The organism is Streptococcus sp. DD12, from assembly GCF_001578885.1.
Classification (GTDB): domain Bacteria; phylum Bacillota; class Bacilli; order Lactobacillales; family Streptococcaceae; genus Streptococcus.
Genome location: NZ_KQ969495.1, coordinates 709,544 through 722,331 on the forward strand (window position 1 = coordinate 709,544; position 12,788 = coordinate 722,331).

At 46.8% G+C, this 12,788-nt stretch carries 13 protein-coding genes; 1 reads left to right on the forward strand and 12 read right to left on the reverse strand.

What is annotated here, in order from left to right; genetic code table 11:
* Nucleotides 1-319: 319 nt before the first annotated feature.
* Together thiI and STRDD12_RS03265 are read right to left on the reverse strand one after the other, a co-directional pair.
* Nucleotides 320-1,534 carry a tRNA uracil 4-sulfurtransferase ThiI gene (gene thiI, locus STRDD12_RS03260; protein WP_066915114.1) on the reverse strand — a complete coding sequence of 405 codons (1,215 nt, stop codon included), beginning with the start codon at nucleotides 1,532-1,534 and terminating at the stop codon, nucleotides 320-322.
* An 8-nt stretch (nucleotides 1,535-1,542) separates the two neighbouring features.
* Nucleotides 1,543-2,685 (reverse strand): cysteine desulfurase family protein, encoded by a 1,143-nt coding sequence (locus STRDD12_RS03265; protein ID WP_066915116.1) that lies wholly within the window; start codon nucleotides 2,683-2,685, stop codon nucleotides 1,543-1,545.
* 188 nt (nucleotides 2,686-2,873) lie between these two features.
* Here STRDD12_RS03265 and STRDD12_RS03270 point away from each other — a divergent pair, with 188 nt between their 5' ends.
* Entirely contained in the window at nucleotides 2,874-3,254 is a 381-nt protein-coding gene (locus STRDD12_RS03270) for a DUF6556 family protein (protein WP_066915118.1), read from the forward strand.
* Nucleotides 3,255-3,433: 179 nt separating this feature from the next.
* Here the strand turns inward: STRDD12_RS03270 and STRDD12_RS03275 are convergent, their stop codons facing one another.
* From STRDD12_RS03275 to STRDD12_RS03320, 10 genes are all read right to left on the reverse strand, one after another.
* Nucleotides 3,434-4,429 carry an NAD(P)/FAD-dependent oxidoreductase gene (locus STRDD12_RS03275; RefSeq protein ID WP_066915120.1) on the reverse strand — a complete coding sequence of 332 codons (996 nt, stop codon included), beginning with the start codon at nucleotides 4,427-4,429 and terminating at the stop codon, nucleotides 3,434-3,436.
* A 3-nt stretch (nucleotides 4,430-4,432) separates the two neighbouring features.
* Nucleotides 4,433-5,161: a tRNA (guanosine(37)-N1)-methyltransferase TrmD gene (gene trmD / locus STRDD12_RS03280; protein ID WP_066916202.1), complete on the reverse strand. Its 729-nt coding sequence runs from the start codon at nucleotides 5,159-5,161 to the stop codon at nucleotides 4,433-4,435.
* Complete coding sequence (gene rimM, locus STRDD12_RS03285) at nucleotides 5,151-5,678, reverse strand: ribosome maturation factor RimM (RefSeq protein ID WP_066915122.1); 528 nt, start codon at nucleotides 5,676-5,678, stop codon at nucleotides 5,151-5,153. Before rimM ends, trmD begins: the two co-directional genes overlap by 11 nt.
* Nucleotides 5,679-5,725: 47 nt before the next feature.
* The gene (locus STRDD12_RS03290) at nucleotides 5,726-6,418 is read right to left on the reverse strand and encodes an MmcQ/YjbR family DNA-binding protein (protein ID WP_066915125.1); all 693 of its coding nucleotides are present in this window, start codon (nucleotides 6,416-6,418) and stop codon (nucleotides 5,726-5,728) included.
* 25 nt (nucleotides 6,419-6,443) lie between these two features.
* Nucleotides 6,444-8,102 (reverse strand): DNA polymerase III subunit gamma/tau, encoded by a 1,659-nt coding sequence (dnaX, locus tag STRDD12_RS03295; RefSeq protein WP_066915126.1) that lies wholly within the window; start codon nucleotides 8,100-8,102, stop codon nucleotides 6,444-6,446.
* On the reverse strand, nucleotides 8,102-8,614 hold the full coding sequence (locus STRDD12_RS03300) for a GAF domain-containing protein (RefSeq protein ID WP_066916204.1): 513 nt from the start codon (nucleotides 8,612-8,614) through the stop codon (nucleotides 8,102-8,104). The genes dnaX and STRDD12_RS03300 overlap by 1 nt, the downstream gene beginning before the upstream one ends.
* A gap of 114 nt (nucleotides 8,615-8,728) precedes the next feature.
* A complete protein-coding gene (locus STRDD12_RS03305; RefSeq protein ID WP_066915128.1) occupies nucleotides 8,729-9,964 on the reverse strand; it encodes a cytidylyltransferase domain-containing protein in 1,236 nt (411 codons plus the stop codon).
* Between the two features lie 10 nt (nucleotides 9,965-9,974).
* A complete protein-coding gene (locus tag STRDD12_RS03310) occupies nucleotides 9,975-10,604 on the reverse strand; it encodes an acetyltransferase (protein WP_066915131.1) in 630 nt (209 codons plus the stop codon).
* Nucleotides 10,601-11,752: a UDP-N-acetylglucosamine 2-epimerase gene (gene neuC / locus STRDD12_RS03315; RefSeq protein ID WP_066915133.1), complete on the reverse strand. Its 1,152-nt coding sequence runs from the start codon at nucleotides 11,750-11,752 to the stop codon at nucleotides 10,601-10,603. The genes STRDD12_RS03310 and neuC overlap by 4 nt, the downstream gene beginning before the upstream one ends.
* A gap of 3 nt (nucleotides 11,753-11,755) precedes the next feature.
* On the reverse strand, nucleotides 11,756-12,781 hold the full coding sequence (locus STRDD12_RS03320; protein ID WP_066915135.1) for an acyltransferase family protein: 1,026 nt from the start codon (nucleotides 12,779-12,781) through the stop codon (nucleotides 11,756-11,758).
* Nucleotides 12,782-12,788: the final 7 nt, after the last annotated feature.

Genomic DNA, 12,788 nt, shown 5'->3' on the forward strand with positions numbered 1-12,788 from the left:
GATGTTTACAGAACTTTTCAGAAGCTCATGATTTAGTTGTGATTATGTCATTTATTTCAAGCGTCATCCAAGACCTGTAAAGCTCAATACTACTAGTATAATATTTTAGGGCTTAAAATTCAATCAAGATAGCCCATTTATGACAAATAAGGCGAAAAAATGACAGATATAATGTGTGCTTCAAATCACATATTAGGTCTTTACTTTTCAACTGACCCTCATCCTAAACCAATTGACGGTCTGCCAGCCTACTAAAGGCAAACAGAGGGGCAAAAAAAGTGCTTGAGGCTCTCCTCAAACACATTTAGTTGCCTGATTGTTAAAGCAAATCATCGATTAGATGATCCACCTCATCCTTACTGCCTTCAGGTGTTATTTCTGTCACAATAATACCTGAAACCGCTGCTTCTACCAGGCCTTCAACATCCAAACGCTCTTCGTACTGCAAGACATTTTTGAGTTTAGGATTGGTTTTGGGCCGGTCGGGAGCAAAGATGGTACAACAGTCTTCAAAGGGTTGGATGGACAAGTCAAAGGTATCGATTTTTTGAGCGATATCAATAATTTCAAGTTTGTCCATGGTGACAACTGGACGAAGAACTGGTGTTGTCGTGACCGCATTAATGGCTGCCATAGATTCCATGGTTTGGCTAGCCACTTGACCCAGACTCTCCCCGTTAATAATGGCGAGACCACCTCGCTCTTGACGGATACGGTCAGTAATGCGCATCATAAAGCGACGGGTGAGGGTCATCAGATAAGCCTCTGGCGCCTTGTCTTTGATTTCCTCTTGAATCTTAGTAAAAGGCACTTCGATAAAAGTCAGGTTACCCCCAAACTTTGTTAATTTACGGGCTAAATCTTGTGCCTTTTTCAAAGCGCCTGGACTGGTGTAAGGAGGGCTGGCAAAGTGAACAGCCTCGATATTCACCCCACGCTTCAAGGCCAAGTAACCCGCCACTGGTGAATCAATCCCACCAGATAACATCAACATGCCTTTTCCAGCAGTTCCAACAGGCAAACCACCTGCCCCCTTGACATCCTCATAGGATAAAAAGGCTCCCCTGTCTCGAATTTCAACCTTTAAGGTCACATCTGGGTTTTTCATCTGCGCTTGGATGCCCGGCAAGACAGCAAACACCGCATCCCCCAAGGTGTGGTTGAGCTCACGGCTGTCCAATTCAAAACTGTGGTCACTACGTCGACTGGCTATCTTAAAGGTCAAGCCCTCACGGTAAAGGCCTGTCATAATGTCTTGGGCAGCAGCTTTGAGCGCATCAACTGTTTTGTCCACTTGTACCACAGGTGAAAAACCTTGAATCCCAAACACTTCTTTGAGGGATTGAGCAACTGGCTCATACTCTTGGCCATTAAGGTAAACGTGGGCCCGATCACGGTCTGCTTCGACCTGAACCTGAGGGTAAACGGCTAAAACACTCTTAATATTACGTTTTAGGGTATTAATAAAACGCATGCGGTTTTTGCCCTTGGTAGACAGTTCCCCATAACGAATCATAATTTCTGAATAGCGCATGCTTAAGCTTATCTCACTTTCTCTGTTTCTTTATAAATCAGGCGAAAGACCGTCAAAAATTGCTCGACTTCTGCCATTGTGTTGATTTCATCTAAACTAATCCGAACCGCTGTTTGGGCTTTTTTAGTGGGAACCCCCATAGCCAGCAAGGTCCCTGCTGGTTTTCCTGCTTTTGAGGAACAAGCTGAGGTGGTCGATAGAAAAATCGCGTGGTTTTCAAAGGCATGAACCAATACTTCTCCTCGGACACCGCTGATTCCAAAGGTCAAAATATTGGGCACGAAACCTGCTAGACCGGAATAGAGGCTGACAGCAGGAAAATCCGTCAAGGCCTGATAAAGCACCTCTTTCATGGCCTTTAACTTTTGGCGGTCTTGCTCAGCCGTCTCAAGTGTCAACCGCAAGGCCTTAGCCATAGCAGCAATTCCGGCCACATTTTCAGTCGTTGAGCGCAAGCCTTCTTCTTGCCCCCCACCGTTTAAGAGAGGAGTGATTTTTTTACCAAGTTTTTTGTACAAAAAACCAACCCCACGCGGCCCATGAAACTTGTGAGCTGAAAAGGACGCCAGGTCAACACGTGGCAGTAAAACCTCTTCTAGAGCAAGCTTGCCAACGGATTGGACCGCATCCACATGAAAAGTCACCTTAGGCTTATCGGCCAAAATCGCTGCAACTTCTTTTAAGGGTTGGATGGCACCGACCTCGTTATTGACAGCCATGATAGAAACTAAAATGGTATCTTCTCGCAAAAGGGCCTTAAAAGCGTCAATTAGTAGCCGACCTTGGGCATCAACCGGAGCCACATCCACTTCAAAACCTTGACTTTCCAGCCAGAGAGCTGATTCACGAACAGCTGGGTGTTCTACAGCTGAGATAATGATGTGTTTCCCCAGGTAGGCTTTTTCAAAGGCAACCCCTTTGATGGCCCAGTTGTCACTTTCTGTTCCCCCTGAGGTGAAAAAAATTTCTGAAGGTTCCTTAGCCAAAAGTTCCGCAATTTGTTGGCGGCTGGCCTGCAAGATGCGAGTCGCCTGTTCGCCCAGTTGGTGAAGGCTTGATGGGTTACCCATCATGCGTGTAGCCACTTGTTGGTAGGTCGCTAGCGCTTGAGGCGACATTTCGGTGGTCGCTGCATTGTCAAAATAAATCATGACGCTCCTTTTTTTCTGTTACAATAGGCCTATTATACCATAGTTCAGGTCCGGGACTGTAAAAATTAAAATGAAGGCAAGTCCAGCTAAATAAAGTTTTTATGAAAAGGTTTTCTTTCACCTTGGTTTAAGGCAAAGTTGAGGGAAAAAGCTATAATAGGTTCAGATGATAGACAAAGGAGGCCATCATGGCAGAACACTATTCACGTCAAAGTAAACCGCATCAAAAAGGGACAAAGACAGCACCAACTCAACATATCGCAAAAGGGTTTTCAGCCTTGCAAAAGACCATTGCCCTTATCGGGGGGACCTTGGGGATTATCACAGCCCTTATCACCATCCATAACTTCCAAAACAGTGGTAACAACAGCAATTCCCAAAAAATACCACGTCAACAACCATCGTCAAAATTACGGATGCTAACAAATCAACTACCACAGGCAAAAGCAATCAAACAAGCACTTCTGCTAATACGGCTGCTAGCTCCGATGTCAGCACTAGCACTGATGCCAACACCGCCACAACCAATCAAGACAACACAACGACAAACACGAGTAGTGGAACTGTAGCCAGTAGCGATGCAACGACCACAGACAATGCCGATAGCACAACGGCTGACACAACGACAGCAAGCAGCTAAGCCCTAATGCTATAGGTGCGTTTTGGGACTAAATACAAGAAAAAACCTCTGACATCCCATGGATTCAGAGGTTTTCTTATACAACTTCCTCGTCTTGACAAATCTTGTTTAGTCAAAAAGAGAGGAAGAATGAATTAACCGATTATCACGTTCTGGGTAGAGGTGTAAAATGGCTTGGTTGACCGCTAGAGGGGCTTCTCCAAAGCCTACCGCAATCAAATCCAGCTTGCCATCATACTCAGCCGCATCCCCAATCGCAAAGATACCTGGCAGGTTGGTTTCATAGGTTGGCGAAACTAAAACGCTGGTCCGCTTATGGTCTAAGCCCCATGATTTCAAATGCTTGCTGTTGGTAGAAAAGCCATAGTTGACAATCAAACTGTCCAAAGGCAAAGTGATGCTTTCATCACTTTTGACTTTATTTAGCAGGATATGACTGACCTTTTGGCCATCTCCTTTTAGTTGGGCTGGGGTATAAGGGGTGTAGACAGCAACGCTTGATGCCTCCAGCTTTTCCACACTATGTTCGTGCGCACGGAACTTGTCTCTGCGATGAACTAAGGCTACACTTTTAGCAATGGGTTCCAAGGCCAGAGCCCAGTCAACTGCTGAATCACCGCCACCCATCAAGACCACATCCTGGTCCTTGAAATCTTGCAGGTTACGGACAATATAGTGCAAATTATTGCCGGCATAGCTTTCCTCTTCCGGCACCCCTAAAGGGCGAGGGGCAAAGGCCCCATTTCCACAAGCGATAAGGATGGTTCCTGTTTGGTGTTGCCCCTTATCTGTTGTAATGGTATAACCAGCCTCTGTTTGTTCAAAGGAAAGCACTTCTTCCTTGAGACAAACGGTAATCCGGTCATCAAATAGAGCTAACTGGTCCAAAAGACGGTCCGTCAACTCTTGACCTGTCACCGCAGGAAAAGCAGGAATGTCGTAAATCTTCTTTTCAGGATACAAGATAGCAGGCTGACCACCCAGTTCTGCTAGGCTCTCAATAATTTTAACCTGCATGCCTCGCATACCGGCATAGTAGGCTGCAAATAGGCCGACAGGGCCACCTCCGATTATGGTAATATCGATGTGTTTCTCTTCTGTCATGGCTTAAACCGTCCTCTCATCTCTAATCTCAGCTAAAAGACTTTCTTCTTCTGCTGTCAAATCACGTTTGGCCAATAAATCCGGCCGTCTGTCCAGGGTTTTTTTGAGGCTCTCTTTTAACCGCCAGCGGCGAATATTTTCATGATGGCCACTCATGAGCACATCTGGCACTGTCATTCCCTCATAGTCATAGGGCCTTGTGTACTGCGGGTATTCCAAGAGACCTGTCGAGATGGAATCGTCTAAATGGCTTTCCACCTTGCCAAGCACATCTGGTAGCAAACGCGCCGTCGCATCAATCATTGTCATGGCAGCCAGCTCACCACCAGTCAAGATATAATCGCCTAACGACACCTCATCAGTGATCAAAGGTTTGATCCGTTCATCAATGCCCTCGTAGTGCCCACAGATAAAGATGAGCTGGTCTTCTTGGGCCAATTCTTCAGCTAGCGACTGGTCAAAGGCTCGTCCAGCAGGATCCATCAAAAGGACACGGGGACGCTGGGTGACCTTGTCAATCGCCCGATAACAATCGTAAATCGGTTGCGCTCGAATGAGCATTCCCTGACCACCACCGTATGGTTCATCATCCACATGACGCGCCTTTGTCGCATAGTCACGAAAATTGTGATAACGAATGGATAAGCGCCCCTTTTCAGTCGCCTTCCCTAAAATGGAATGCTCAAGTGGGGCGAACATCTCAGGAAACAAGGTCATCACATCAATTTTCATCATCAAGACCTTCCATGATATCAACCAAAATACGTTTTTCTTGCAGGTCAACGGCTAAAACAACGGGAGGAATGTAAGGCAGGAGCAAGTCTTTTTTGCCCTTTCTTTTGACAACCCAGACATCATTTGCACCGGGCTGCAGAATTTCCTTAACCTGACCAATCAACTGGTCCCCCTCATAAACATCCAATCCAATGATGTCATGGTAATAAAATTCACCCTCAGGCAAGTCGCTGAGCTGGTCTTCTGCCACCATCAGCTGGTGGTTACGAAAGCCCTCAATGGCATTGATGTGGTCATAGCCTTTGAACTTGATAATATCAAACTGTTTGTGCTTACGATGTTTGGCCACAAGGACATCCTGCACAAATCGCCCTTTCTCATCAAAAAGAGCCAAGCTTGCTCCTTTTTTAAAACGCTCTTCGGGAAAATCCGTCACACTCATGACCCGCATCTCCCCTTGAAGACCTTGGGTATTGACAATTTTTCCAACACGATAATACTCTTTTTCAGTCATAGCTTCATTCTAGCATTTTTAAAAGCCCAGCTCAAGCCAGACTTTTGTCATTTCTTATTTTTTCCAAGAACCAAGTGGCGACTTTGCTCACAAAGATAATGTAAGGTCTCGTCTGAGACGGTATCATCCAGCGTGATAGTCAACCAGTGTTTCTTGCTCATGTGATAGGCGGGGTAGATACCTACTTGCTTGGTTAGGTCATTTACTGAGCCACTAGGCGCTTTGATGTTTATCACCTCGACCATTTCTTTGTCAGTGGCTGGCTCAGCGGGGACTAATTTCTGCTTAGCTACCGTCATGACCAGTCCATACCATTTCTTAGTCTGGGGCAAGCGAAAGGCGGTCGCATCAGGTTGCCGGGAAAAAGGGTGGTCCCATGGGTCAGCAAACTTTTCTTGAACCCAAGCAAAGAGGCGCTGGCCCTGAGGGCTGGTCAGGGGGATTTCCCTAAAACAGTGCTTGCGTACAGTTTGCAGGTTTTCCCTAACAGCCTCTTTGACTTCTTGTGCAAAGGCGTTTATAGGGGTGACCACACGCCAGGCTTCATAGCTTTCCTCTAATCCCTCATCCCAAACCATCACAGCTAGCTGTCCATCTGGACTTAAGCGAAGTTTGAGCATTAAATCGCCTTTGGCCAAAGCTTTTTGGTAAGTTAAGTCCTTACCCGTTTGACGAAAACCAAAGGCCAAGCACTTGTCCCAATCTGGGCGAAAATGTTCCCACTTGTCCTCATTTGCCATAGCGCATCCTCCTCACAAAAGGGTCTTAATCTTCAAAGCGCTCCATCTTGGCGTCTAAAAAGTCAAATCCATCAGGGATATCTTGACGGGCCTGAGCTTCTTTTTCTTTGGGGCTCATGCGGCTCTGACGGAACTCTTCTTTTATGCTGTCAAAGTCCTCTTGACCCAAAGCAATGATTTCAGGTGAAAAATCAGCCACCTTGCTAAGGATATTGCCAAAAACATCATTGAGATTAGGCCGTTTCATGGTTTGTTCGGCATTAAAGCTGTAGTCAAAGGCCAAAATAACATAATCCTGGCTGGCTAAAACAGGCCGAGAGCCCAGGAGCAAGGCGCGGTCCGGAGCAGACAGGCTATCTAAAATTTCATTCCAAGTATCTTGTAGGGCGTCCAGATAAGCTTTGGACTGCTGGCTATCTGCGACAGTTGTCTGCATGATGCGCATGACCTTGTTGCGGTCCACTTTGTAAGTATAGGTATTTTTGACAGGCTTAGCGGACTGGGTGCTAGCTGGGCTAGCTCCCAGCCGAGCAAAATCGTCTTTGAGCTGAGTGATTTCGTTTTGTAGCGCTTGTAGCTGTTGCGTCAGATCTGCAGGTAGCTGAGGTGGGGTCTGGTTATCTGGCTGACTTAATGCAATGGTCAGCATCTCAGCATAGACCTTGGGTTGTAGGCCTCCCTTGATTTCAGGCACATAGCGCGTGATGAGCGCAATGGTGTCAAACAAGGTCTGGGCAGACATCTCTTGGGCCAGTTGGCCAAAGGTCTCATCGTGAAAGCCCACTTGTCCGCCAGCTTGGGCCACCAAAAGGTCACGGCAGTAACTTAGCAGTTCCACTGCAAAACGTGACATGCTCTTACCACTGTCAAAAATCGTATCCAATTGCGACAGGGCTTGGGCGGTTTCCTGACGAAAGACGGCAAGCACATAAGCCGTCAGCGCTTCCTGACTGATCGCACCCGTGATATCTTCGGCAATAGCCAAGGTCACCTGATTATCTTGAGAAAGACTGAGGGCCTGGTCCAAAAGAGATAGCGCATCCCGCATACCACCTTCTGCCGCCTGTGCTATCAGACGCAGGGCAGCTTCCTCATAACTGACAGCCTCTCGGTCAAGGATAGCTTTGAGATGGTTTTGGATATCCCCAAGTGTAATCGCCTTAAAGGCAAAGCGTTGCACCCGCGACAAAATGGTCGCTGGAATCTTATGCAGTTCTGTAGTCGCTAAGATAAAGACAACATTTGCTGTCGGCTCTTCCAAGGTTTTCAACAGGGCATTAAAAGCCCCTGTCGAGAGCATGTGCACCTCGTCGATGATATAGACCTTGTACTTAGCCACGCTGGGTGCATAGGTTGATTTGTTGCGAATATCACGAATTTCATCAACCCCATTGTTAGAGGCCGCATCAATTTCGATAACGTCCTCCAAACTCCCCTGCGTAATCGCCTGACAAATGTCACAGTGATTACAGGGCTCCCCATCGGTTTGATTAGGACAGTTCATGGCCTTGGCAAAAATCTTTGCCGCTGAGGTTTTCCCAGTCCCCCTTGGCCCTGAAAACAAATAAGCATGGCTGATTTTGCCAGTTGCCACAGCTTGCTTGAGGCCTTGTTGAACAACAGGTTGCCCCACCATTTCTGTAAAAGTTTGGCTTCGGTACTTGCGGTAAAGCGCTTGATACATTAGTTTTCTTCCTCAAACATGGCGAAGGTCCAGTCGCTCGCTTCGATGAGTATCGAAACAAATGCTTCTAGAGCTTCTTTATCTTGAACATCATAGTCAGCGACTTCCCTAGAATCCAAATCAAGAACTCCTAAAAGGCGACCCTGCTTTATCATCGGGACAACAATCTCACTACGTGCCTGACTGTCACAGGCAATATAGTTGGCGTGCAGGCGCACGTCGTCGACAATAAGGCTATTTCCTTCCTGAGCAACCTGACCGCAGACCCCTTTGCCTAGTGGGATATGGACGCAGGAAACCCCACCCTGAAAGGGGCCTAAAATCAGCTCTTGGCCGTCAAACAGGTAAAAACCTGCAAAAACACTCTTTGGTAAGGTCAACATGAGCAAGGCGGAAGCATTGGCGAGATTGGCCATCAGATTGGACTCTTCTGCAAACAGCGCTCGCGCTTGGGCCAACAGCAATGCGTACGCCTCTTGCTTGTCTTCATTTCTATTTGTCATAGTCTTCATTATATCAAAAATACGAAAAAAGATAGGGTTGAAAGCCATCTTTCAACCCTATCTTTAGCTAAAAGTGTTCTAAAGACCAAGTCAGAACCGGTTCATTTTCAGTAAGGGCGCTAACTACTCTTTTACCGTCTTAAGAAAGTCTTGGAGGCCTGCTTGGAGGAGGGCTTTGCCTTGGGCATTATAGTGCAACCCATCATCTGTCAGGTCATAGCGAAGCTTGCCATCTCTTGCCAAAAGCTGATTGAGATCCCAGATAGCCAGCCCCTTTTCCTGACAAAAGTCACGTAACCAAGCATTTATGGCTGCAATGTCTGCATTGGACAGCTCTGAGCGAAAAAGACTGTGAGCAATGGTGGTCACATAAACCTTTCGGCCCGCCAATTTGTCAAATAGGCCCTCAAAATCCTTCTTGATGCTAGACACATCAGCCCCGACCATCACATCATTAACCCCAAGCGAAACCAAGACGGTGGTCACATCAGCTGTCAAAAGGTGGTCACAGTGAGCTAGGAAATTTGCTAACCTTCCACCAGCCAATGACTGGTTGGTAAATCCAGCAAGTTCAAGCCCCAAAAGGCGGTCATCTCCCCAAATAAGGGCGGATTGGCCACCTGCCTCGGCCAGGGCTTCAAACTGCCGGGCGAAACTTGCCTTGTTTTTTTCGTCTTGTTTGGCATAGTCGAAGCCCATAAGGCCCATGGCATGCTTAAAGTCAGTTAGATTATCGACATCTAAAGACCGTTGAGCTGGCATGAGATAGGCCTTGGTCTTCTCCGTAAAAAAGCTCTTCTCCGATAAATACCCTCCCTTGGTCGCCATGAATATAGCACCATTAGGGTAATACAATGGGGCTTGGTTTTGCCTGCGATAGCCTTTATCAATTCCAACAATATCCTGCGCCATGCCATCTGCGGACAAACGGGTAAAAAGGCTAGGGTGTTTATCAACGGCTGAAAAAGATACCACCGCATGACAATTGGAAGGGTCAAAGAGCTGGTAAGCTTCTCGAATGTCCTGCCCAGTCCGCAAGGGAGAGGTTGCCTGCAAGAGCACAAAGACCTGTTCGTCCGCATAAGGCGCCAAAAAGTCTTCCAGCACATCGTAGGTAGTTGCCTGGTCTGAAGCTAGAGCTTCTGAACGCAGGACGACTCTGATCCCCATCTCACGGCACAGGTCAGAATAAAGCGATGAATCCGTCGAGACCACGATGGCTTCTTTGTCAAACAAGTGGGAATCCAAGGCAGCTTGAATGGTATGAAAAGCCATGGGCTTACCATCCAGATAGAGCATATTTTTATCCGGCAACCCCTTGGAGCCTGAACGGATGGGAATGATACAGATGGGTTTCATAAGATTTCCTCTACTTGATTTTTCGGGCGGGAAGCCCCACATAGGTGCCACTTTCTGTGATCGAGCGTACCACAGTGGCCCCTGCCCCGATAATCACAGCCGACACGACATCTATCAACTGCACCAGCGTGGCGCTGCTTCCCACATACACATCTTCTGCCAGATGACAAAGCCCATTGACTGTCGCATTGGGTGCAATATTACAATGCCCATCAATCACCGTGTGGTGTTCTACGATTGCGTTGGTATTGACCACCGTGTTATCCCCAAGCTCTACCTTGGAGCCGATAAAAGCCCCGTAGCCGACAAAGATGCCTCGCCCACAAATGCTTTCAGGAGTCAAAACAGCTGCCTGAGGGCTGATAATATTAAAAAGGGCATCATAGTGATTTTCTGCCACAGCCTCAAAAATTTCTTGGCGTTTTTTATTTTCACCGATGGTGATAAAGACCTTGTCCACCTGCCCCTTTTCCAGTGCAGCAACTGCCTGATCCAGCCGACCCAAGATAGGGTAGCCATCATGGTCTGAGATGGGCTTATCGTCAAAAAAACCAATAAACTGATAACGTAGAGGATCTAAAATGGGTAAGATAGCATCTGCATGACTACCCGCCCCTAAAAATGCGACGCGTTCTTTCATACCTCTCCTTTGATGTCATAGAAATCTTTAGCCGTTGTCAGCCCTTCCTTGAGAGCCTCTTTAATGGCCAAGTAAGCCTTTTGGCTAGCCTGCGGTTGAAAATAGGGGTTGGAAAAATCCGTCACCTCAGCCATAGCTGCAATCCCTTGTGAAATTGCCTGTTCATCTACAGGAACATCCAAGACACTCGGGCCATGTAAACGCCCTTTTTGGCGATCACCAATATTTAGCGTCGGCCGGTTCAAGGACGGCACTTCGATGAGACCCGAGGAAGAATTTCCAATGAGTCCTTTAGAATGCGCGACTAGCGACTGGTATTCTTGCGTCGTTAAAGACGAAAAGAGATAGCGACCGGTTGCTGTTGCTGCTGCTACAAATTCGCGGATTTGTGCCATAATCACATCCGACCCTGTATCCGAGTTGGCCCCGATAAAGACCAGCGACTGGTCTATGCCCTGCAAGGCCTTTAAGAGCGTCGCAATCTGTTGCGCTGCTGCTGTCTCCCCATCTAGGGTCACTGGGTGAAAGAGTACCACATAGTAGTCCTTGAGGGGGATATCTAAGCCTTCTTCTAAGCTGGCCAAGCTCAGACGGGGAAGATTGAGGGCATTTTCCACCCCCAATGCGCCCGTATTGATTACTCGTTCAGGAGCTTCTCCCATCTGAATGACCCGCTTACGATAATCTTCAGTTGCCGTTAAATGCAGGTGACTCATCTTGGTAATCGCATGGCGAATGTATTCGTCAAAGTTTCCCAAGGTTTTTTCGCCACCATGCAAATGGCAAACTGGCACGTTGTAAAGCAAGGCCGTGTTGGCAACTGCCAACATCTCATAACGGTCCCCTAAAATGATAATCAAGTCATAAGTGACGCTTTCAAAAAGCTCAGACAAGGCCAGTTGCAAGCGGGAAATAGCTGCCACAGCAACTGCTTTTGACGTGTTTGTAAGCCCTAATGGAATCTTTTTGGTCAGCTTAAAGCCATCTGCCTCAATGACGCGATAGGTCAGGCCATAGATTTCTTCCATGTGCATGGCAGTGGCGACAATATCCAACTGAATTTGAGGGTCTTGGTCCAACTTGGCCATCAGCCCCTTCATAATCCCATATTCAGCTCTCGAACCTGTCACTAAACAAATACGTTTCATACCTTACCCTATCCCTAACTTTCTAAACATTGGTAAGCGATTGATGGCCCAAACAAGCCCCATACAAACCAAGGTGACTAAGAGCGTTTCGAGCAGATTGTATGCCAAGGTCGGTTTGACAAAAGCTGGTAGGCGATACATGGCAAAAACAATCACAATTTCCTGAATACAATAAATGGCTAAGCTGTGTTGCCCCAGATAAACCAAGGGGTGTTTCAGCAGAGATTTTTCCAACCAAGGAGTCAAAAGAAAGGTCACTGAGAAGACAGTCGCGTTAGCCGAGAGACCTATTCCCAAACGAATGCCATCATTGTAGAGCTGTTGCAAGCGGGAAAATGAGGCGTCAGGAAACAAGACAGAGTAACGGCTGTTATAGATGTATTGCCCTGTATGAAAATGGGGGTAAAGCAGCACCGTCACAAGCAAAGACAGAAGAAAAATTTGCCAGATATGCGCCTTCACCCAGGGAAGCAGTCGGTCCTTATACTTGGCAAAGAAATAGGCCAAAGCAAAGAAAGGGTAGAGGAAGAACAATTTTGACAGGTCAAAGATTTTAAATCCATTGGGGACCAAAAAGGTCAAAACAAAGACTAAGCCATATACCCAAAGGCTGTCTGCAAACCAGCGATGCACCAAAGCAAAACCAATAGACAAGGCCAAGATAGCCCATAAAAACCAATAGTGGCCTTGAAGAACCAAAAGGTAGCCAGAAAGGGTCCAATGCGAATGAAGCAAGAGATAGCTCAAGGTATCATAAAAGAAGAGTGGAAGGAGAAATTGCACAAGCCGTTTTTTCAAAAGGCTGACAGTTTCGTACTTGCTTACCGAAAAATAAAAGAGGTAACCACTCACCAAGGCGAACAAAGGCATATGAAAACTATAAATCGCCCGAAAGAGCGGATTTTCATAATAAGCCCCTGTCGTTAAATTGACCTGTCCTCTAAAATCAGAAAGGGTGTGACCAAAAATCATGAGAACAATAGCCAAACCACGAATAATATCCAAATAGGCCGAACGTTTCTTTTTCATTTTACTG

Coding starts and splice junctions, on each gene's coding strand:
- thiI (WP_066915114.1), bottom strand. CDS start 1,534: ATGCGCTATTCAGAAATTATGATTCGTTATGGGGAACTGTCTACCAAG.
- STRDD12_RS03305 (WP_066915128.1), bottom strand. CDS start 9,964: ATGAAACCCATCTGTATCATTCCCATCCGTTCAGGCTCCAAGGGGTTG.
- STRDD12_RS03310 (WP_066915131.1), bottom strand. CDS start 10,604: ATGAAAGAACGCGTCGCATTTTTAGGGGCGGGTAGTCATGCAGATGCT.
- neuC (WP_066915133.1), bottom strand. CDS start 11,752: ATGAAACGTATTTGTTTAGTGACAGGTTCGAGAGCTGAATATGGGATT.
- STRDD12_RS03265 (WP_066915116.1), bottom strand. CDS start 2,685: ATGATTTATTTTGACAATGCAGCGACCACCGAAATGTCGCCTCAAGCG.
- rimM (WP_066915122.1), bottom strand. CDS start 5,678: ATGACTGAAAAAGAGTATTATCGTGTTGGAAAAATTGTCAATACCCAA.
- dnaX (WP_066915126.1), bottom strand. CDS start 8,102: ATGTATCAAGCGCTTTACCGCAAGTACCGAAGCCAAACTTTTACAGAA.
- trmD (WP_066916202.1), bottom strand. CDS start 5,161: ATGAAAATTGATGTGATGACCTTGTTTCCTGAGATGTTCGCCCCACTT.
- STRDD12_RS03270 (WP_066915118.1), top strand. CDS start 2,874: ATGGCAGAACACTATTCACGTCAAAGTAAACCGCATCAAAAAGGGACA.
- STRDD12_RS03275 (WP_066915120.1), bottom strand. CDS start 4,429: ATGACAGAAGAGAAACACATCGATATTACCATAATCGGAGGTGGCCCT.
- STRDD12_RS03320 (WP_066915135.1), bottom strand. CDS start 12,781: ATGAAAAAGAAACGTTCGGCCTATTTGGATATTATTCGTGGTTTGGCT.
- STRDD12_RS03300 (WP_066916204.1), bottom strand. CDS start 8,614: ATGAAGACTATGACAAATAGAAATGAAGACAAGCAAGAGGCGTACGCA.
- STRDD12_RS03290 (WP_066915125.1), bottom strand. CDS start 6,418: ATGGCAAATGAGGACAAGTGGGAACATTTTCGCCCAGATTGGGACAAG.